The 20,916-nt window shown below is 69.9% G+C and carries 15 protein-coding genes; 14 read left to right on the top strand and 1 reads right to left on the bottom strand.

Annotated features, from left to right (window positions below; genetic code table 11):
- Positions 1–65: 65 nt before the first annotated feature.
- Positions 66–2,297 carry a bifunctional (p)ppGpp synthetase/guanosine-3',5'-bis(diphosphate) 3'-pyrophosphohydrolase gene (locus Q0L15_RS01585; RefSeq protein ID WP_296601790.1) on the top strand — a complete coding sequence of 744 codons (2,232 nt, stop codon included), beginning with the start codon at positions 66–68 and terminating at the stop codon, positions 2,295–2,297.
- Positions 2,298–2,415: 118 nt separating this feature from the next.
- On the opposite strand, the gene Q0L15_RS01580 is transcribed toward Q0L15_RS01585, so the two are convergent.
- On the bottom strand, positions 2,416–3,645 hold the full coding sequence (locus tag Q0L15_RS01580; RefSeq protein WP_296601760.1) for a DUF349 domain-containing protein: 1,230 nt from the start codon (positions 3,643–3,645) through the stop codon (positions 2,416–2,418).
- A 177-nt stretch (positions 3,646–3,822) separates the two neighbouring features.
- On the opposite strand from Q0L15_RS01580, the gene Q0L15_RS01575 reads away from it, so the two are divergent.
- From Q0L15_RS01575 to alaS, 13 genes are all read left to right on the top strand, one after another.
- Positions 3,823–5,328: a trypsin-like peptidase domain-containing protein gene (locus tag Q0L15_RS01575; RefSeq protein WP_296601759.1), complete on the top strand. Its 1,506-nt coding sequence runs from the start codon at positions 3,823–3,825 to the stop codon at positions 5,326–5,328.
- Positions 5,329–5,416: 88 nt separating this feature from the next.
- Entirely contained in the window at positions 5,417–6,088 is a 672-nt protein-coding gene (locus Q0L15_RS01570) for an MBL fold metallo-hydrolase (protein WP_296601757.1), read from the top strand.
- Between the two features lie 14 nt (positions 6,089–6,102).
- Positions 6,103–7,470 carry a histidine--tRNA ligase gene (hisS, locus tag Q0L15_RS01565; protein WP_296601756.1) on the top strand — a complete coding sequence of 456 codons (1,368 nt, stop codon included), beginning with the start codon at positions 6,103–6,105 and terminating at the stop codon, positions 7,468–7,470.
- On the top strand, positions 7,467–9,239 hold the full coding sequence (aspS, locus tag Q0L15_RS01560) for an aspartate--tRNA ligase (protein WP_296601755.1): 1,773 nt from the start codon (positions 7,467–7,469) through the stop codon (positions 9,237–9,239). Before hisS ends, aspS begins: the two co-directional genes overlap by 4 nt.
- A gap of 162 nt (positions 9,240–9,401) precedes the next feature.
- Positions 9,402–10,424, top strand: coding sequence for an ABC transporter permease (locus Q0L15_RS01555; RefSeq protein WP_296601754.1), 1,023 nt, complete (start codon positions 9,402–9,404; stop codon positions 10,422–10,424).
- 90 nt (positions 10,425–10,514) lie between these two features.
- Entirely contained in the window at positions 10,515–12,272 is a 1,758-nt protein-coding gene (locus Q0L15_RS01550) for an ABC transporter substrate-binding protein (protein ID WP_296601753.1), read from the top strand.
- 176 nt (positions 12,273–12,448) lie between these two features.
- Entirely contained in the window at positions 12,449–13,465 is a 1,017-nt protein-coding gene (locus Q0L15_RS01545) for an ABC transporter permease (protein WP_296601751.1), read from the top strand.
- Positions 13,466–13,480: 15 nt separating this feature from the next.
- Positions 13,481–14,524 carry an ABC transporter ATP-binding protein gene (locus Q0L15_RS01540; RefSeq protein WP_296601750.1) on the top strand — a complete coding sequence of 348 codons (1,044 nt, stop codon included), beginning with the start codon at positions 13,481–13,483 and terminating at the stop codon, positions 14,522–14,524.
- Entirely contained in the window at positions 14,521–15,801 is a 1,281-nt protein-coding gene (locus Q0L15_RS01535; protein WP_296601749.1) for an ABC transporter ATP-binding protein, read from the top strand. The genes Q0L15_RS01540 and Q0L15_RS01535 overlap by 4 nt, the downstream gene beginning before the upstream one ends.
- A 99-nt stretch (positions 15,802–15,900) precedes the next feature.
- The gene (locus tag Q0L15_RS01530) at positions 15,901–17,262 is read left to right on the top strand and encodes a replication-associated recombination protein A (RefSeq protein WP_296601748.1); all 1,362 of its coding nucleotides are present in this window, start codon (positions 15,901–15,903) and stop codon (positions 17,260–17,262) included.
- A 71-nt stretch (positions 17,263–17,333) separates the two neighbouring features.
- A complete protein-coding gene (locus Q0L15_RS01525; protein ID WP_296601747.1) occupies positions 17,334–17,900 on the top strand; it encodes a hypothetical protein in 567 nt (188 codons plus the stop codon).
- On the top strand, positions 17,897–18,205 hold the full coding sequence (locus Q0L15_RS01520; RefSeq protein WP_296601745.1) for a DUF6167 family protein: 309 nt from the start codon (positions 17,897–17,899) through the stop codon (positions 18,203–18,205). Before Q0L15_RS01525 ends, Q0L15_RS01520 begins: the two co-directional genes overlap by 4 nt.
- Positions 18,205–20,916, top strand: coding sequence for an alanine--tRNA ligase (gene alaS, locus Q0L15_RS01515; RefSeq protein WP_296601744.1), 2,712 nt, complete (start codon positions 18,205–18,207; stop codon positions 20,914–20,916). The genes Q0L15_RS01520 and alaS overlap by 1 nt, the downstream gene beginning before the upstream one ends.

The raw sequence follows: 20,916 nt of genomic DNA, 5'->3' as shown, positions 1-20,916 counted from the left end.
AGGAACGCACCGCCCTTCCCGAGCAGGAGCGGCGCGCCTCGGACCCGGCTCCGTCCACCCGCAGCATGCGTGCGAGGTTCGCCCGGATGGGGACCCGCAACCAGGGAGCCAACCCGGTCCTCGAGCCGCTGTTCCGCTCGGTGCGGGCCAACCACCCCAAGGCCGACCTGGCGCTGCTCGAGCGGGCCTACGTGACCGCGGAGCGGATGCACGGCACCCAGACGCGCAAGAGCGGCGACCCCTACATCACCCACCCGCTCGCGGTCACCACGATCCTCGCCGACATCGGCATGACCGAGCCGACGCTGGCCGCGGCCCTGCTGCACGACACGGTCGAGGACACGCCGTACACCCTCGAGCAGGTGCGCCACGACTTCGGTGACGAGATCGCGCTGCTCGTCGACGGGGTGACCAAGCTCGACAAGGTCAAGTACGGCGACTCCGCGCAGGCCGAGACCATCCGCAAGATGATCGTCGCGATGTCGCGCGACATCCGGGTCCTGGTCATCAAGCTCGCCGACCGGCTCCACAACATGCGCACGCTGCGCTACGTCAAGCAGGAGACCCAGGAGCGGGTCGCCCGCGAGACCCTCGACATCTACGCGCCGCTCGCGCACCGGCTCGGCATGAACACGATCAAGTGGGAGCTCGAGGACCTCGCGTTCGCGACCCTGCACCCCAAGATCTACGACGAGATCGTCCGGATGGTTGCGGAGCGGGCGCCGTCGCGCGACCAGTTCCTGGCCGAGGTGATCGCCCAGGTCGAGGCCGACCTTCGTGAGGCGAAGGTCAAGGCGTCGGTGACCGGGCGACCGAAGCACTACTACTCGATCTACCAGAAGATGATCGTCGGGGGCCGCGAGTTCTCCGACATCTACGACCTGGTCGGCATCCGCGTGCTGGTCGAGAACGACCGCGACTGCTACACGGTCCTGGGCATCCTCCACGCCCGCTGGAACCCGGTCCTGGGCCGGTTCAAGGACTACGTCGCGATGCCGAAGTTCAACATGTACCAGTCGCTGCACACCACGGTGATCGGGCCCCAGGGCAAGCCGGTGGAGCTGCAGATCCGGACGTTCGCGATGCACCGCCGCGCCGAGTACGGCGTCGCCGCCCACTGGAAGTACAAGGAGGACGGCCGCGCCGGGGTCGACACCGACCGGGCGGGCGACCTCGACGACATGACGTGGGTGCGCCAGCTGCTCGACTGGCAGAACGAGGTCGAGGACCCGGGGGAGTTCCTCGAGTCGCTGCGCTTCGAGATCAACCGTGCCGAGGTCTACGTCTTCACGCCCCGCGGTGACGTGATCGCGCTCCCGACGGGTGCGACCCCGGTCGACTTCGCGTACGCCGTCCACACCGAGGTCGGACACCACACGATCGGTGCCCGGGTCAACGGCCGCCTCGTGCCGTTGGAGTCGGCGCTCGAGAACGGCGACGTCGTCGAGGTCTTCACCTCCAAGGCACCCACCGCCGGACCGTCGCGCGACTGGCTGGGCTTCGTGAAGTCGCCGCGCGCGAAGTCCAAGATCCGCCAGTGGTTCACCAAGGAGCGCCGTGAGGAGGCGATCGACCGCGGCAAGGAGCAGATCGCCAAGCTGATGCGCAAGGAGGGCCTGCCCCTCAAGCGCCTGATGTCGCACGAGTCGCTGATGCTGGCCGCCAGCCACTTCAAGCTCGCCGACGTCTCTGCGCTCTACGCCGCGGTCGGTGAGGGCAACCTCTCGGCCCAGTCGGTCGTCCGTCGCGTCATCGACGTCCACGGCGGCGACGAGGGCGCTGCGGAGGACCTCGCCGAGGGCGTGACGATCACCGGGCGCCGGGCTCGGTCCAACGTCCAGCCGGGTGGCGACTCCGGCGTGATCGTCAAGGGCGCGCCGGACATCTGGGTCAAGCTCGCCAAGTGCTGCACGCCGGTCCCGCCCGACCCGATCCTCGGGTTCGTGACGAAGGGGGGAGGAGTCTCCGTGCACCGCCAGAACTGCACCAACGCCGCGAGCCTGCAGGCCCAGCCCGAGCGACTCCTCGACGTCGAGTGGGCGCCGACCGGCCAGTCCAGCTTCCTGGTCAACATCCAGGTCGAGGCCCTCGACCGGGCCCGGCTGCTCTCGGACATCACGATGGCGCTCTCCGACGCCCACGTCGACATCCTCAGCGCCAACCTGTCCACGACCCGCGACCGGGTCGCCAAGAGTCGCTTCACCTTCGAGATGGCCGAGGCCAAGCACCTCGACAACGTCCTCAAGGCGGTGCGGTCGGTGCCGGGAGTGTTCGACGCCTACAGAGTGACGCAGTAGGGGCCGTTTCTTCGCTCACCGGGCCTCGACCCGCCCGTCGCGACCTCGTTCCTCGGTCGCGGGGCTTGCTCGCCCTCCTCCGTGAGGTCTGCCGGGCTCGTACCTCGCCCCGCCGCCCTCAACCGCCGAAGTCGGCGCTGGCTCGCTTGGCGGTCTCGAGGAACATCTGGCGGGAGGCGAGGTTGTCCTCGAGCTCCTTGATCTTCTTCTCGTTGCCTGCGGCGCGTGCCTTCTCCAGGTCGGCCTCGACCTGGGCGATGGCGGCCTCGAGCTTGGAGACCATGTCGTCGGCGCGAGCGGACTTCTCCGGGTCGGAGCGGCGCCACTGCTCCTCCTCGACGCCACGGATCTCCTGCTCGACCTTGCGGATGCGGCCCTCGAGCTCCTTCATCCGGTCCCGCGGGACCTTGCCGGCGGCGTCCCACCGCTCGGCGATGTCGCGGAAGGCGCGCTTGGCGGCATCGATGTCGGTGACCGGCACCAGCGCCTCGGCCTCGACGAGCAGCCGCTCCTTGACCTCGGCGTTGGCCGCGAACTCCTGGTCCTGCTCGGCCGCGGCCGCGTCACGGGCACCGAAGAAGGCGTCCTGGGCGCCGCGGAAGCGCTTCCAGAGGGCGTCGTCGACGTCGCGGGGCGCGGGTCCGGCGGCCTTCCACTGCCGCATGAGGTCGCGGTAGCGACCGGCGGTCGGCCCCCACTCGGTGGAGGTCGCCAGCTCCTCGGCCTCGGCGGCGAGCCGCTCCTTGACGGCGCGGGCGGCGTCCCGCTTCTCGTGCTGCTCGGCGAAGTGCGCCTTGCGCCGGCGCGTGTACGCCGTCCGCGCGGTCGAGAAGCGCCGCCAGAGCGCGTCGTCGGAGGCGCGGTCGATGCGGGGGAGCGCCTTCCACTCGTCGAGCAGCTCGCGCATCCGGTTGGCACCGTGGCGCCAGTCGCTGCCCTCGGCGAGCTTCTCGGCCTCGCCGACGATCCGCTCCTTGCCGGCACGCGACTCGGCAGCCCGCTGAGCGCGCTCCGCCTTGCGGGCCTCGCGCTGCTGCTCGAGGATCGGCGCGAGGGCGTCGAGCCGCGCGGTGAGGGCGGCCAGGTCGCCGACGGCCTTGGCCTCGTCGACCTGCGTGCGCACGGTCTTCACAGAGCCGGCGGCCTCGTCGGGCGACATCACGCCGGACTGGATCCGCTTCTCCAGGAGCTCCACCTCGAACGCGAGCGCGGCGTAGCGCTCGGTGAAGAACTTCAGCGCCTCGTCAGGCGTGCCCTCGGGGTACTGACCGACCGACCGCTCGCCGTCGGCGGTCTTGACGAAGACCGTCCCGTCGTCCGCGACACGACCCCATTCATGGCTCGTCACTGGTAATCCTCTTCGCTCGACGGACGGACGCAGGCAGCCATGCTACCGACGCACGCCGTGTCCGGGTGTCAGGACGGTGTGCCTGGGCGCCACGGGACCACCGACTCTGCCCTCCGGAGGCGCCGCCGCCTAGCGTCGAACAGGAGAGTCTCATCCCGAGGGCAGGGAGGGGTCGACATGTTCAGCCGTCTTCACAGCATCCTCGTCTCGAGTGGTCTGGCCGCTCTCGTGGGACTTGCGGCCCTGGGAGTCGGGCCCGCCCACGCGGGCGCTCCACCGGAGGAGGAGTCGCCCCTCGAGCGCGTCGACGCCTTGGTGCAGCCCAGCATCGTCTACCTGCAGCAGGACTGGGCCGCCTACATCTTCGACAAGGCCAACAAGACCTACCTCAACGGAGGTCAGCAGTTCGAGCTCTCGTTCCAGTGCACCGGCTTCGTCGTCCACCCCGACGGCTACATCGCCACCGCCGGGCACTGCGTCGACCTCGACGAGGTGAAGCCTGCGTTCTTCGAGACAGCCGCGCAGTGGGCGGTCGACAACGGCTACTACCTCAGCTCGACGCTGACCGTGGAGGACATCGTCGGGTTCCAGGACTACCGCGTCGAGACGATGGACGAGGTCAACCGAGCCGACCTCGTCATCCAGGTCGGGTGGGGTGCAGCTGCCTCCGGCATCCAGACCGCGGAGGTACGCCGAGCGCGGGTCGTCGGCTTCCGCGCGGCCGACGCCGGCGACGTCGCCCTGCTCAAGGTGGAGGCCACCGGGCTCAACGCCCTGCCCCTGTCGGATGCGGACGTCGACGTGGGCACGGAGGTGGTCTCGATCGGCTACCCGGCCTCGGTCGACAGCGTGACCGATCCGGACCTGACCCCGAGCTTCAAGGACGGCTCGATCAGCTCGGTCAAGACCGTGCAGGGTGGCATCCTGCCGGTCTACGAGATCTCGGCGGCGGTCTCGGGCGGCATGAGCGGGGGACCCACCGTGGACCTCGACGGCAATGTCGTCGGTGTCAACAGCTTCGGCATCGTCGGTGAGAGCCAGCCGTTCAACTTCGTGCGTCCGTCCTCGCAGCTGGCCGAGCTGTTGGCCGGTGCCGGTGTCGAGAACCTGATGAGCGACACCACCATCGCCTATCGCGACGGGCTCGCGGCGTACTGGAACGGCGACAAGGAGACCGCGGTGGCGAAGCTCGCGGCCGTGGTGGACGACCAGCCGAGCAACGAGCTCGCGGCCGAGTACCTCGACAAGGCCGAGGCGCTCCCCGAGCCGCCGGTGAAGGAGGGCGACTCGGACCTGCCACTGGTCCCCATCGTCCTCGGCAGCGTGGCAGCCGTCGCGGTCGGCGTGGGCGTCGTGGTGCTGGTGGTCCTGCTGCGGCGCCGCGGCCGGACCGCCCCGAGCGGCACCCCAGCGCCGGTGTCACCGGCGACCACGGCCCCCGGCGCCCCCAGCCCGCTGACGGCGTTCCCGCCGCCGCTCATCCCGGCAGGAGGACCTCCTGCCGGACCTCCCGCCGGACCTCCCGCCGGGCCTCCGGCTGTGCCCCTCGGATTCTCGGGTCCGCCAGTGGCCCAGATGCCTCCCAGCGCCCCGGTCCACGAGCCGCACTTCTGCGGCAGCTGCGGGGAGCCAGCCGAGCCCGGCACGCGGTTCTGCACGAACTGTGGCCACCCTCTGGCCTGAGGGCCCGCCGCTCGCGCGCAGGCCGCGCCGGAGTCGCAGGCGTCGCACCGGTGCGGCGCCTGCGCGGCGCGCTCGATAGTCTGCCGGGGTGTTGATCGCCGGATTCCCCGCGGGCCCGTGGGGCACGAACTGCTACGTGGCCGCCACCGGGCCGGGCAGCGAGTGCGTCGTCATCGACCCCGGCATGGACGCCACGGAGGGCGTGGCGCAGGTGATCCGCGAGCACCGGCTCAAGCCGGTGGCCGTGCTGGTGACCCACGGTCACGTCGACCACATGTGGTCTGTGGCCCCGGTGGCCGGCTCCTACGACGCCACGGCGTGGGTGCACCCCGCGGACCGGCATCTGCTCTCCGACCCGACGGCCGGCATGTCGCCCGACACCGCACAGATGCTGCTCGGTGGCGGCTACGAGTTCGCCGAGCCCGACGACGTCCGCGAGCTCGCCGACCTGCAGGAGCTGGAGCTCGCGGGCCTGCGCTTCGTGGTCGACCACGCTCCGGGCCACACCCGCGGCTCGGTGACGTTCCGCTCGCCGTACGACCGCGAGGACGTCTCGGAGGTCATGTTCTCCGGCGACCTGCTCTTCGCCGGCTCGATCGGGCGGACCGACCTGCCGGGCGGCGACCACGCGACGATGCTCCAGAGCCTCAAGACCAAGGTGCTGCCCCTCGCCGACGACGTGGTCGTGCTGCCGGGGCACGGCGAGCAGACCTCCATCGGGCGCGAGCGCGCGACCAACCCCTATCTCCAGGACCTCTGAGGACATCGCAGAGCATGACCAAGCCCACCCCGCTGAGCGGGTTCCCCGAGCTGCTGCCCGAGCAGCGGTACGTCGAGCAGCAGGTCGTCGACACGCTGCGCGCCACCTTCGAGCTCTATGGCTTCGCCGGCATCGAGACCCGCGCGGTCGAGCCCCTCGACCAGCTGCTGCGCAAGGGCGACACCTCCAAGGAGGTCTACCTCCTACGTCGCCTCCACGAGGAGTCGGCGGAGGGCCACGCCGGCATCGGCCTGCACTTCGACCTCACCGTGCCCTTCGCGCGCTACGTGCTGGAGAACGCCGGCAAGCTGGAGTTCCCGTTCCGCCGCTACCAGATCCAGAAGGCATGGCGAGGTGAGCGGCCGCAGGAGGGCCGCTACCGCGAGTTCACCCAGGCCGACATCGACATCATCGGCCGCGACGACCTGCCCTTCCACCACGACGTGGAGGTCACTCGCGTCATGGTCGACGCCCTGGGCCGACTCTCCTTCCTGCCCGGCTTCCGGCTGCAGGTCAACAACCGCAAGCTGATCCAGGGCTTCTACGCCGGGCTGGGCGTCACCGACACCGATGAGGTGATGCGGGTCGTCGACAAGCTCGACAAGCTGCCGGTCGAGAAGGTGCGCACGATGCTCCTGACCGAGGCCGGGGTCGACGAGCCGACGGCCGACCGGGTGCTGGCCCTCGCGACCATCCGCTCCGCCGACGACTCCTTCGTCGAGGCCGTCCGCGCCCTCGGCGTCGAGCACCCGCTGCTCGAGGAGGGCCTCGACGAGCTCGCCCAGCTGGTGCGCTCGGTCACCGACCTGGTCAGCGACCGGGTGCGCGTCGAGGCGGACCTCTCGATCGCCCGCGGGCTCGACTACTACACGGGGACGGTCTTCGAGACCCGGCTCGACGGCTACGAGTCGATGGGGTCGATCTGCTCCGGCGGACGCTACGACGCGCTCGCGACCGACGGGCGAACGACCTACCCGGGGGTCGGCATCTCCCTGGGCGTCAGCCGCGTCGTCGTGCCCCTCATGGCCCGCACGGGCCTCGCCGCCACCCGCAAGGTGCCCAGCGCAGTCGTGGTCGCCGTCGTGACCGAGGAGTCGCGGCCAGTCAGCGAGTCGGTCGCCAGCGCGCTGCGCGCCCGCGGCATCCCGTGCGAGGTCGCCGCCAGCGCCCAGAAGTTCGGCAAGCAGATCCGCTACGCAGAGCGTCGCGGCATCCCGTACGTGTGGTTCCCGTCCGCCGACGGTGACCACGAGGTCAAGGACATCCGGTCGGGGGACCAGGTGGCGGCCGATCCCGCCGCGTGGGCCCCGCCCGAGGTCGACCTGCGCCCGCAGGTGGTCTCGACGAGCTCGACCAACGAAGCACAGGAGACGAATCAGTGATCCGCACCCACGACGCCGGCCTACTGCGCGCCGAGCACGTCGGACAGACCGTCACCCTCACCGGATGGGTCGCCAACCGGCGCGACCACGGTGGCGTGGCCTTCATCGACCTGCGCGAGGCCAGCGGCGTCGTCCAGGTGGTGATCCGCGACGAGGAGGTCGCCCACCACCTGCGCGCCGAGTACTGCCTCAAGGTCACCGGTGAGGTGACCCGCCGCAAGGAGGGCAACGAGAACCCCAACCTCGCCACGGGCGAGATCGAGGTCGTCGCGGCCGACGTCGAGGTCCTGAGCGCCGCCGCGCCGCTGCCGTTCCCGATCAGCGAGCACGTCGAGGTGGGGGAGGAGGCGCGCCTCAAGCACCGCTACCTCGACCTGCGGCGCCCGGCGCCCAACCAGGCGCTGCGCCTGCGCAGCAAGGTCAACAAGGCCGCGCGCGACGTGCTCGACCGCCACGACTTCGTCGAGATCGAGACGCCGACGCTGACCCGCTCGACGCCCGAGGGTGCGCGTGACTTCTTGGTGCCGGCCCGGCTCCAGCCCGGCAGCTGGTACGCCCTGCCGCAGAGCCCGCAGCTGTTCAAGCAGCTGCTCATGGTCGCCGGCATGGAGCGCTACTACCAGATCGCGCGCTGCTACCGCGACGAGGACTTCCGCGCCGACCGGCAGCCGGAGTTCACCCAGCTCGACATCGAGATGAGCTTCGTCGAGCAGGACGACGTCCTCGCCGTGGCCGAGGAGATCCTCGTCGCGCTCTGGAAGCTCGTCGACCACGACGTACCCGTCCCGCTGCCGCGGATGACCTACGCCGAGGCGATGGCGCGCTACGGCACGGACAAGCCCGACCTGCGCATGGGTCTCGAGCTCGTCGAGTGCACCGAGTACTTCGCGAACACGACCTTCCGCGTCTTCCAGGCGCCGTACGTCGGCGCCGTGGTGATGCCCGGCGGCGCGAGCCAGCCGCGTAAGCAGCTCGACGCCTGGCAGGAGTGGGCCAAGCAGCGGGGCGCCCGCGGCCTGGCCTACGTGCTGGTGGGCGAGGACGGCGAGCTCGGCGGTCCGGTGGCCAAGAACATCACCGACGAGGAGAAGGCCGGACTGGCCGCCCACGTGGGCGCTCAGCCCGGGGACTGCATCTTCTTCGCCGCCGGCGCCCCCAAGGCGAGCCGGGCCCTGCTCGGGGCCGCGCGCCTGGAGATCGGTCGCCGCGGCGGCCTGATCGACGAGAGCGCCTGGTCCTTCCTGTGGGTCGTCGACGCCCCGCTGTTCGAGCCCACGGCCGACGCGACCGCCTCGGGCGACGTGGCGCTGGGCTACAGCGCCTGGACCGCGGTGCACCACGCCTTCACCTCGCCGCAGGACCTCGACACCTTCGACGCCGACCCCGGCAGCGCGCTGGCGTGGGCCTACGACATCGTCTGCAACGGCAACGAGATCGGTGGCGGCTCGATCCGTATCCACCGCGAGGACATCCAGAAGCGCGTCTTCGCGATCATGGGGATCGACGAGGAGGAGGCGCAGGAGAAGTTCGGCTTCCTGCTCGAGGCCTTCAAGTACGGCGCGCCCCCGCACGGCGGCATCGCGTTCGGGTGGGACCGGATCGTGGCCCTGCTGGCCGGGACCGAGTCGATCCGCGACGTGATCGCGTTCCCGAAGTCCGGAGGCGGTTTCGACCCCCTCACCGCAGCTCCTGCGCCGATCACGCCGGAGCAACGGAAGGAGGCGGGCGTGGACGCGGTGGCACCGAAAACCATCCCGTCCGACGCCTGATCGAAAGGACGGGAAGCGAACCCGTCGAGACCAGATCGTTACACGCAGTAGACCCTTTGATGCGCTGGCGTCACATAGAGTCCGACGCGTCGCCGGCCCTCCGGTGCTCGTGATCCGGGCCCCAGAACCGACGGACAGCACACCCGACAAGACAGAGGTGACATGACTGTTCAGGCCTCCAACCTGGAGAGCGAACACCTGCCCGATCCGGCCGGTGCCCCCGAGGGGGAGCCGAGCAAGATCGCCGGCAAGTCCCCGACCAAGCTCGCGATGGACCGGTTCCGTCGCGACAAGCTGTCGATGATCTCGTTCACCGTGGTCGTGGTGTACCTCTTGGTCGGCATCGCCGCACCGTTCCTCGTCCACTTCGGGGTCCTGGACCCCACGACGCTGCACAACCAGGGCAAGGACAGCCTGCTCGACGCCAACACGCTGCCCAAGGGCGCGTGGGGCGGCATCAGCTGGGACCACCCGCTCGGCGTCGAGCCGGGCACCGGACGCGACGTGCTCTCGCGGGTGATCTTCGGCATCACGTTCTCGCTGAGCATCGCGCTCTCGGCGACGATCCTCGCGATCACCATCGGCACGGTGATGGGCATCATCTCCGGCTTCTCCGGTGGCTGGGTCGACGCGATCATCGGTCGCGCGATCGACCTGACGCTGTCCTTCCCGCAGACGCTGATGCTGCTCGCGCTCTCGAGCATGGGCGTGGCGACCGTCGCGGAGTTCCTGCCGGGTGGTGAGTCCGACGACATCCCGAACGGGTTCTACGTCGTCTTGGTGCTCGGACTGTTCGGCTGGCCCGGCATCGCCCGCATCATCCGCGGCCAGGTGCTCTCGGTGCGCGAGCGCGAGTTCGTCGACGCCGCCGTGCTGATCGGGGCCTCGCGGCGCCGGATCTACTTCAAGGAGATCCTGCCCAACCTGTGGGCGCCGCTGCTGGTCACCTTCACGCTCACCATGCCGGCCTATATCTCCGCGGAGGCCGCGCTGAGCTTCCTCGGGGTGGGCATCAACCCGCCGACGCCGACGCTGGGCAACATCCTGCGCAGCTCGATCAACTACTCCATCGGCGACTTCATGTTCTTCTTCACGCCGGCCTTCCTCATCATGGTCATCGTCGTCAGCTTCAACCTGCTCGGTGACGGTATCCGCGACGCGCTCGACCCCAAGGCAGCCCGTTGAGGCCCTGCCTGGGGACCCCCCAGACTTCGGCGGCACAGAGCCGCTGAATGTGCCGCCGCTCCAGGCGCGACACACACTCAAGGAGAAGTAATGGTCAAGTATCGAAAGCGGTTGTTCGCAGCCACCGCTGCGATCGCCCTGGCGACCACGCTCGCCGCGTGCGGGGGTGGATCGGACAGCGACGGTTCGTCGAACCCGGGCAGCAGCGACCCGGGCGCCGACAGCAAGGCCGGCGGGACGCTCTACTACTACATCTACGCGCCCTACGAGCACGTCGACCCGCAGCGCACCTACGTCGGTGTCGAGCTCACGAACTTCCGCCGCACGATCTACCGCAGCCTGGTCGCGTTCCCGATCTCCGAGGACCCCGAGGTCGCGAACACCCCGGTCCCCGACCTCGCGACGGACACCGGCACCAAGAACGAGGACGCCACGCAGTGGTCGTTCACGATCAAGGACGGTGTCAAGTGGGAGGACGGCCAGCCGATCACGTGTGAGGACTTCAAGTACGGCGCGTCCCGCGTGTTCGCGACCGACGTCATCACCGGTGGCCCCAACTACATCCTGAGCTACCTCGACGTCCCCACCGACAAGTCGACGGGCCTGCCGATCTACACCGGCCCCTACAACTCCACTCCGGAGGGTCAGGCCGCCTTCGACAAGGCGATCACCTGCGACGGCAACACCATCACCTACAAGTTCAACAAGCCGTGGCCGGACTTCGGCCTGGCCGTCGCGAGCCTGTCGATGATGGACCCGTACCGCAAGGACAAGGACAAGGGCGCCAAGTCCAACTACCAGATGTTCTCCAACGGTCCTTACCGGATCGAGGGCAGCATGTGGAACAAGAACAAGGGCGCGACGTTCGTCCGCAACGAGAACTACGACGCCTCGACGGACTCCACCGACATCCGGATGGCGCTCCCCGACAAGATCGAGTTCAACGTGGGTCAGACCACCGAGACGATCTACGACCAGCTGATCCAGGACTCCGGTGACGCTCAGTACGCCGTGACCAGCCAGCGCGTGCCCCCGGCCTACTACTCGCAGATCGTCGGTGACGCCGAGGCCCGTTCGGTCCTCGTCCCGTCGCCGTACGTCGACTACCTGGTGCCGAACTTCCGCCGGCTCACCGAGCCCGCGGTCCGCGAGGCGCTCAAGGTCGCGACCAACGCCGAGGGCTGGATCACCGCCGGTGGTGGCGAGAAGGCCTACGCGCCTGCCGAGTCCATCGTGAACCCGGCCGTGATCGGCTACCAGGACAACCCGGCGTTCTCCGGCCCGCAGGCCGGTGACCCCGAGGCTGCCAAGAAGCTGCTCGAGGACGCTGGCGTCCAGATGCCCTACCCGATCAAGTTCACCTACCCGCAGTCGGACACCGCCGACAAGCAGGCCGCGGCGCTGAAGGAGACCTGGGACCAGGCCGGCTTCGACGTGACCCTCGACCCGCTGGGTGACACCTACTACGACGTCGTGCAGCAGCCCGACAAGACCAGCGACGTCATGTGGGCCGGTTGGGGCTCCGACTGGCCGTCGGCCATCACCGTGACCCCGCCGCTCTTCGACAGCCGCCCGAACCTGACCGCGAACAGCGACGGCCAGGACTACGGCGCCTACAAGAGCGACGAGTTCAACGCGCTCGTCGACGAGGCTGCGAACGCCGCCGACGTCGACGCGCAGACCGCCGCCCTGCAGAAGGCCGACGAGGTCCTCGGCAAGGACGTCGCCTACATCCCGCTGGAGATCGCGCAGTTCTTCTTCCTCCACGGCTCGAAGGTGACCGGCTACGTCAACACCCCGGCCTCGTCGATGTACCCGGACCTCGGTCCCATCGGCGTGGAGCAGTGACGGACTCCGTCAACCGGTAGACACTCGATACACCTGAGTCGGGCGGCCGCGAGAGCGGCCGCCCGACGACCGGGGGTGAGGGCCTCGTCGAGGGGTCCTCACCCTCACCTCCGTCCAGGGTGAGATGCTGTGACCCAGCACCTCCGCCCACTGACATGACCCGAGGTGGTCCCTCCGTGTTCGCGTACGTCGTTCGCCGGCTCTTCATCGGCGTGATCCTGCTGATCGTGATGAGCCTCGTGACGTTCCTGCTGTTCTTCTTGATGCCGCAAGACCCGGCCCGGGTCGCGTGTGGCAAGAACTGCAGCATCGCCCAGATCAAGCAGACCGAGAAGGCGCTCGGCTACGACAAGCCCGCGCTCACCCAGTGGACGGACTTCCTCCAGGGCGTCGTCGTGGGGCGTGAGTACCCCGAGGACAAGTCGCTGCGCGAGAAGGCCCCCGAGCTCATCTCCGACTGTGCCGCTCCCTGTCTCGGCTACTCCCGCGTCAACCAGGTGACGGTCTCGGAGGAGATCAAGGAGGCCTTCCCCGTCTCCGCCTCGCTCGCCGTGCTGGCCTTCATCATGTGGATCGTCGGCGGCATCCTCTTCGGGGTGATAGCCGCGGTCACCAAGGGGACGGTCGTCGACCGGGGCATCGTCGCCATCTCGCTGGTGTTCTATGCGTTCCCCACCTTCTTCATCGGCCTGTTCCTCCTGAAGTTCATCGCGATCAAGTGGGGCTGGGTCGACGTGCCCAGCTACACCACGATCGCCGAGGGCGGCGTCGGTGGCTGGCTGAGCAACCTCTTCCTACCTGCCTTGACCCTCGCGCTGTTCTTCATGGCGGGCTATGTCCGGATGACCCGCGCGTTCGTCCTCGAGTCGATGACCGAGGACTACATCCGCACGGCCCGGGCCAAGGGACTCAAGCGCGGGCCCGTACTCTTCAAGCACACGATGCGTGCGGCGCTGACACCGTTGGTCACCATGGCGGGTCTCGACTTCGCCGGTCTCCTCGGCGGCGCGATCATCACCGAGTCCGTCTTCAACTTCAACGGCCTGGGCAAGCTGGCCGTGGACGCCAACGTCTCCTACGACCTGCCGACGTTGATCGGTCTCGTGGTGCTCCTCGGATCGTTCGTCATCGTGGCCAACATCATCGTCGACGTCCTGTACGCGGTCATCGACCCGCGCGTCCGCGTCGGCTGAGGGAGAGCAGCAACCGTGAGTTTTCTTTCCGTCCGGGACCTCCGGGTCCACTTCCCGACGATCGACGGCGTCGTCAAGGCCACCGACGGCCTCTCCTTCGACCTCGAGCGCGGCAAGACGCTGGGCATCGTCGGCGAGTCCGGGTCGGGCAAGTCGGTCTCGACCTCGGCGATCCTCGGCCTCCACCGGCGCACGAACGCCATCGTGAGCGGCGAGATCCTGCTCGACGGGGTCGACCTGCTCAAGGTGAGCGACGAGGACATGCGTCGCCGCCGGGGCCGCGAGGTCGCGATGATCTTCCAGGACCCGCTGTCCGCGATGCACCCCTACTACCGTGTCGGCAACCAGATCGCCGAGGCCTACCGGGTCCACCACGACGTGAGCAAGAAGGCCGCCCGCGCCCGGGCGATCGAGATGCTCGACCGCGTCGGCATCCCGCAGCCCGACCGTCGGGTCGACGACTACCCGCACCAGTTCTCGGGCGGCATGCGGCAGCGCGCGATGATCGCGATGGCGCTGATCAACAACCCGAGCCTGCTGATCGCCGACGAGCCGACCACCGCGTTGGACGTGACGGTGCAGGCGCAGATCCTCGACCTGCTCCAGGACCTGCAGCGCGACTTCGACGCGGCCGTCATGATCATCACCCACGACCTCGGTGTCGTGGCCGAGATGGCCCACGACGTGCTCGTCATGTACGGCGGCCGGGCGGTCGAGTACGGCGCGACCAAGGAGATCCTGACCCACCCCGAGATGCCCTACACGTGGGGCCTGCTCTCGAGCATCCCGGAGGTCGATGCGGATCCCGAGGCCAAGCTCGTGCCGATCCCCGGCAACCCTCCGAGCCTGCTGAACCCGCCCAGCGGATGCCACTTCCACCCGCGGTGCACCCACCGTGACAAGGTGCCCGGTGACCTGTGCCGCACGGTGTCGCCGGAGCTCACGCCGGGGACGCGCGGCGAGGGCCACCTCAAGAGGTGCCACCTTGCCAACCCGGACGTGGTGTACGAACGAGAGGTCCTGCCGGAGATCGCGCCGGACCTGGTGGAGGGACGATGAGCGACCATCAGCTTCCGATGGCGGGCGGCATGCCGGCCGACGACCCGCGCAGTCGGGCGGAGGACCCCGTCGACGCGGCGGCCAGCGGGTTCGTCGAGAAGGAGCGAGCGAACCCGGCGGTGGCCGGCCACTTCGACGCGGACCCGATCCTGACCGTCAAGGACCTGCGGATGTACTTCCCGGTCCGCTCGGCCGGGATCGTGCGACGCACCGTCGGACACGTCCAGGCGGTCGACGGCGTCTCGTTCCAGGTACCGAAGGGCGGCTCCCTGGGTCTCGTGGGCGAGTCGGGCTGTGGCAAGTCGACGACCGGTCGGCTGATCACCCGGCTCTACGAGCCGACCGGCGGCGCCATCGAGTTCGACGGCCGCGACATCGCGAAGACGTCCTCGCACGGCCTCAAGCCCCTGCGTCGCGAGATCCAGATGATCTTCCAGGACCCCTACACCTCGCTCAACCCGCGTCACACCGTGGGTGCGATCGTGGGCGCTCCGCTCCTGATCCACAACATCCTGCCCAAGGACAAGATCCTGCCGCGGGTGCAGGAGCTCCTCGAGATCGTGGGTCTCAACCCCGAGCACTACAACCGTTACCCGCACGAGTTCTCCGGCGGTCAGCGCCAGCGCATCGGCATCGCCCGCGCGTTGACGCTCCAGCCGAAGCTGCTCGTGGCCGACGAGCCGGTGTCGGCCCTCGACGTCTCCATCCAGGCGCAGGTGATCAACCTGCTCCAGGAGGTCCAGCGCGAGTTCGACATCGCGTTCCTCTTCATCGCCCACGACCTGGCGGTGGTGCGTCACTTCTGCCCCGAGGTGGCGGTGATGTACCTCGGCAAGGTCGTCGAGATCGCTGATCGCGACTCGCTCTACAACCGCCCCAACCACCCCTACACCCAGGCGCTGCTCTCGGCCGTGCCCGACGTGAAGCAGGCGGCCATCGGCGGGCGGCGCGAGCGGATCCGGCTCGAGGGCGACGTGCCGAGCCCGATCAATCCGCCGTCGGGCTGCCGGTTCCGCACCCGGTGTGCGATCGCGCAGGAGATCTGCGCCCGGGTCGAGCCGCCGCTGCTCCAGATCGGCAAGCGGCACAAGGTCGCCTGTCACTTCGCGGGCGAGCTGGGCCACCACCCGGAGCGTCCGGTCACGGCCTCGTTGCTCGGCGTCGACGACACCGGCACGCCGGACCCGGGAGCGAGCCCCAGCGTGGGGATCGGCAACGACCCGGGCTACTCCGACACCTGGTTCGACCTCGAGCGCAAGACGATGGCGAGCGCCTGACGCATCGACCTCCCTCGACCACCGCCACACCGTGGCGGTGGTCGAGGCGTCTGTGGGCGTGGGTACGCTCGCGGGGTCCGGAGCTCGAGTGAGGTGGGAATGGACGACGGACTGTTCGAGACTCCAGGGGTCGCTGCCCGCACCGGAGGCGGCTCCCTGAATGCGAACACCCACGCCTCCGCCCCGCTGGCCGTGCGGATGCGGCCGCGCACGCTCGATGAGCTCGTCGGTCAGGGCCAGCTCCGGGCGCCGGGTTCGCCGCTGCGGCGGCTGGTCGAGGGCGACCAGTCGATGTCGCTGCTGTTGTGGGGGCCTCCTGGGACGGGCAAGACCACGATCGCGGCGATCGTCAGCCAACAGACAGACCGGCGGTTCGTCGAGGTCTCGGCGGTCTCGGCGGGCGTCAAGGAGGTGCGGGCCGCGATCGACGCGGCTCGTGCCGAGCTCGCCGGCGGCGGCAGGGAGACCGTGCTGTTCGTCGACGAGGTGCACCGGTTCAGCAAGGCCCAGCAGGACGCGCTGCTGCCGGGTGTGGAGAACCGGTGGGTGACGCTGATCGCGGCCACGACGGAGAACCCGTTCTTCAGCGTGATCTCCCCGTTGCTCTCCCGCAGCCTCCTGCTGCGGCTGGAGTCCCTGACCGACGACGACATCCGCACCGTGCTCGCGCAGGCGGTGGCCGACGACCGCGGTCTCGGTGGCCGGGTGCGCGTCGACGACGAGGCGCTGGAGCACCTGGTCCGGCTGGCCGGGGGAGACGCCCGGCGATCGCTGACCTACCTCGAGGCCGCAGCGGGAGCGGCGACGTCCCAGGGCAGCGACGTCGTCGACCTGGCGACCGCGGAGACCGCGGTCGACCAGGCCGCCGTGCGCTACGACCGCCAGGGCGACCAGCACTACGACGTCACCAGCGCGTTCATCAAGTCGGTGCGCGGCTCCGACGCCGACGCCGCTCTGCACTACCTCGCCCGGATGATCGAGGCGGGGGAGGACCCGCGCTTCATCGCTCGGCGGCTGATGATCCTGGCCTCCGAGGACGTCGGCCTGGCCGACCCCACCGCGTTGCAGACCGCCGTGGCCGCGGCGCAGACGGTCCAGCTGATCGGGATGCCCGAGGCGCAGCTGACGCTCGCCCACGCCACGATCGCTCTGGCGGTGGCTCCGAAGTCCAATGCGGTCACGACCGCGATCGGCGCTGCGATCGCCGACGTCCGGGCCGGGAAGATCGGTCCCGTCCCCGCCCATCTGCGCGACGCGCACTACTCGGGTGCCAAGAAGCTCGGCCACGGCGCTCGATACAAGTACAGCCATGACGAGCCCTTCGGCATCGCCGAGCAGCAGTACGCGCCCGACGTCGTCGCCGACGCGGAGTACTACAAGCCGACGTCGTTGGGCGCGGAGGCGGCCGTCAAGGACCGCTGGGAGCGGGTTCGACGCTTGATCCGCGGCAAGAGAGGTTGACCCGCCCGAAACTTTCGGGCGGGTCAACGTGGGCGAGGGGCGCGGGGACCGCCGCGATAGGGTCGGTGACCATGCAGGACTGGATCGCGGTCGTCGTCGCCGCAGGGCTCGCGCTGATCGCGCTGGGCCTCGGCGTCGCGCTGCTGCGCGCCCGCTCCCGCACGGCTCGCGCCGTCGCGCAGTCGCGGGCCGAGACCGCGGCACTGCGGGTGCAGGTGGAGGAGCTTGAGCGCCGCATCACGCGTCCGGCTGCCGCGACGGGATCGACCCCGGAGCCGCAGGAGTACGTCATCACCCACCTCGGCGAGCAGGAGCCCGTCGAGCCGGTCCGCATCGAGCGGGCGCTCTTCGCCGACCTGGTCCTGCGCGAGACCGTCGTCAAGGCCGCCTCGCTGGCCCACGGCGTACGCCGGGCGCTGGACCCCGAGACCCGCAACCGCATCCGGTTCGAGATGCGACGCGAGGTCAAGCGCGCGCGCAAGCAGCGCAAGGCCGACACCCGCGAGGCCCGCCGCGACTGGCAGGCCCGCCAGCGAGCGCAGCTCCCCGACGAGGGTTCAGCCGGTACACCCCACGACGTCGCACGCTCCCGTCGCTCCGCTCCGTCCGCGCACGACGCCGCGGGGACCCCGGCGTGAGGCGGGGCCTCTGGTTCGTGGCCGGGGCCGGCGCCGGTGTCTACGCGATGGTCCGAGGTCGCCGCGCCGCCGAAGCCCTCAGCGCCGACGGCCTCAAGGACCGGCTGGGCGCGCTCGAGCTCGGCGCGCGGATGTTCCGCGACGAGGTGGCGCAGGGGCGGGTGGAGAGGGAATCGGAGTTGCGCGAGAGACTCGGTCTCGTGCCTCATGGGAGGCCCGAGCTCGAGGGCGGACGACACAAGGCCGTGGCGCCGCCCGCCGCACCCGCCACGACATCGCACGCACAAGAGGAAGGCACCACCTGATGGACACCGCGGAGATTCGCCGACGGTTCGTCGCTCACTTCGAGCAGAACACGACCGTCGGGGCACACACGCCGGTGCCGTCGGCCTCCCTGCTGCTCGACGACCCCAACCTGCTGTTCGTCAACGCCGGGATGGTGCCGTTCAAGCCGTACTTCCTCGGCCAGGAGACCCCGCCCTTCCCGCGCGCCACCAGCGTGCAGAAGTGCGTGCGCACCCCCGACATCGAGGACGTCGGCAAGACGACCCGGCACGGGACGTTCTTCGAGATGTGCGGCAACTTCTCCTTCGGTGACTACTTCAAGGAGGGCGCCATCGAGCTCGCCTGGGATCTGGTCACCAAGCCGCTCGCCGAGGGCGGGTGGGGCCTCGACGAGGCGCACCTCTACCCCTCGATCCTCGACGGCGACGACGAGGCGCTGGCGCTGTGGCGCAAGGTCACCGGGCTTCCCGAGGAGCGGATCCTGCGGCTGGGCCGCAAGGAGAACTACTGGTCGATGGGCATCCCCGGTCCCGGGGGTCCGTGCTCGGAGATCCTCTACGACCGGGGTGCGGCCTACGGCCCCGACTTCGACCCGGCGACGCTCGGCCCCGACATGCCGGTCGCGCTCGAGGACCGGCTGCTGGAGATCTGGAACCTCGTCTTCATGCAGGACGAGCTCAGCGCGGTGCGGTCCAAGGAGGACTTCGACATCGCGGGCTCGCTGCCCAAGCGCAACATCGACACCGGCATGGGCCTGGAGCGGGTCGCCTTCCTGCTCCAGGACAAGGCCAACATGTACGAGATCGACGTGATGTTCCCGGTCATCGAGAAGGCCGAGGAGCTGACCGGGCGCCGCTACGGCGCCAGCCACGAGGACGACGTCCGGTTCCGGGTGGTCGCCGACCACGTCCGCAGCTCGCTGATGCTCATCGGCGACGGCGTCACGCCCGGCAACGAGGCGCGCGGCTACGTCCTGCGGCGCCTCCTGCGTCGCGCGGTGCGCTCCATGCGCCTGCTCGGCTACGAGGACCCGGCGCTGCCCGAGCTGTTCCCGGTCAGCCGCGACAAGATGGGGGAGACCTACACCTCGCTGCACCAGGACTGGGAGCGGATCTCCACGGTGGCGTACGCCGAGGAGCACGCGTTCCGTCAGACGCTGCGCGCCGGCACCACGATCTTCGACCAGGCCACCGCCGAGCTCAAGAAGAGCGGCGGCACCCAGCTGACCGGCGACAAGGCGTTCGCGCTGCACGACACCTACGGCTTCCCGATCGACCTGACCCTCGAGATGGCCGCCGAGCAGGGACTGGCCGTCGACGAGGCCGGATTCCGCCGGCTGATGAACGAGCAGCGGCAGCGCGCCAAGGACGACGCGAAGGCCAAGAAGGGCCAGCACCGCGACGCCTCGGCCTACCGTCAGGTCGCGGACTCGATGGGTCGGGCCGTGGAGTTCACCGGCTACGACGTCGTCACCGACGAGGGCTCGGTGCGGGGACTGGTCGCCGCGGGCGGGGTCGTCTCCTCGGCCGGCCCCGGCGACGACGTCGAGATCGTGCTCGACCGCACGCCGTTCTACGCCGAGGGCGGCGGTCAGCTCGCCGACCAGGGCGTGATCGAGCTCGAGAACGGCGCCCGCCTCGAGGTGCGCGACGTCCAGTCGCCGGTGACCGGCCTGATCGTGCACCACGCGACCGTGCTCTCGGGCGAGGTCACCGCCGGTCTCGGCGCCCACGCCGTCGTCGACGTCGAGCGGCGTCGCGCGATCTCGCGCGCCCACACCGCGACCCATATGGTGCACAAGGCCTTCCGCGAGGCGCTCGGTGAGACCGCGACCCAGGCGGGCTCGGAGAACGCGCCCGGCCGCTTCCGCTTCGACTTCTCCGCCGTCGGCGCCGTGCCGGCGTCGGTGATGTCCGACGTCGAGGCGCGCGTCAACGAGGTCGTGCTCGACGACCTGGCCGTCCACGCCGAGGTGATGAGCCAGGCCGAGGCGGTCAAGTCCGGCGCGATGGCGCTGTTCGGCGAGAAGTACGGCGACCGGGTGCGCGTGGTCTCGGTCGGTGACTGGGCGCGCGAGCTGTGCGGTGGCACCCACGCCGGCAGCTCCGGCAAGCTCGGCGTGATCAAGCTGCTCGGCGAGTCGTCCATCGGCTCCGGCGTACGCCGTGTCGAGGCGCTGGTCGGCAGCGATGCCTACCGGTTCCTCGCGCGCGAGCACGTGCTGGTCGCCCAGCTCTCCGACACCTTGAAGGTCCGCCCCGAGCAGCTGCCCGAGCGCGTCAACGACCTGGTCGAGAAGCTCCGCACCGCCGAGAAGGAGATCGAGAAGGTCCGGGTGGCGCAGCTGCTCGCCGCGGGCGGCGAGCTCGCGGCGGGTGCGGCGAAGGTCGGCCCGGTCAACCTGGTCGCGCACCGCGCCGACGGCGCGGGCGGCGGCGACGTGCGCACGCTGGCCCTCGACGTCCGCGGCCGCCTGCCGCAGGGTGAGCCCGGCGTGGTCGTCGTCATCGGCGCGGCCGACGGCAAGGTCGCGGTCGTCGCGGCCATCAACGACGAGGCGCAGGCCCGCGGGCTGAGCGCGAACGACCTGGTGCGCGCCGTGGGCCCGCTGGTCGGCGGCAAGGGTGGTGGCAAGGCGGACGTCGCGCAGGGCGGCGGCACCGACGCCTCCCGCATCGACGAGGCCCTCGCTCTGGTGACGACCGAGGTCGGTCGGGTGGCAGCCGGCTGA

The sequence above is a fragment of the Nocardioides sp. genome, from assembly GCF_024509035.1.
GTDB lineage: Bacteria > Actinomycetota > Actinomycetes > Propionibacteriales > Nocardioidaceae > Nocardioides.
Note: the sequence above shows the minus strand (reverse complement) of the source record. Positions and strands in the feature narration are given on the sequence as shown.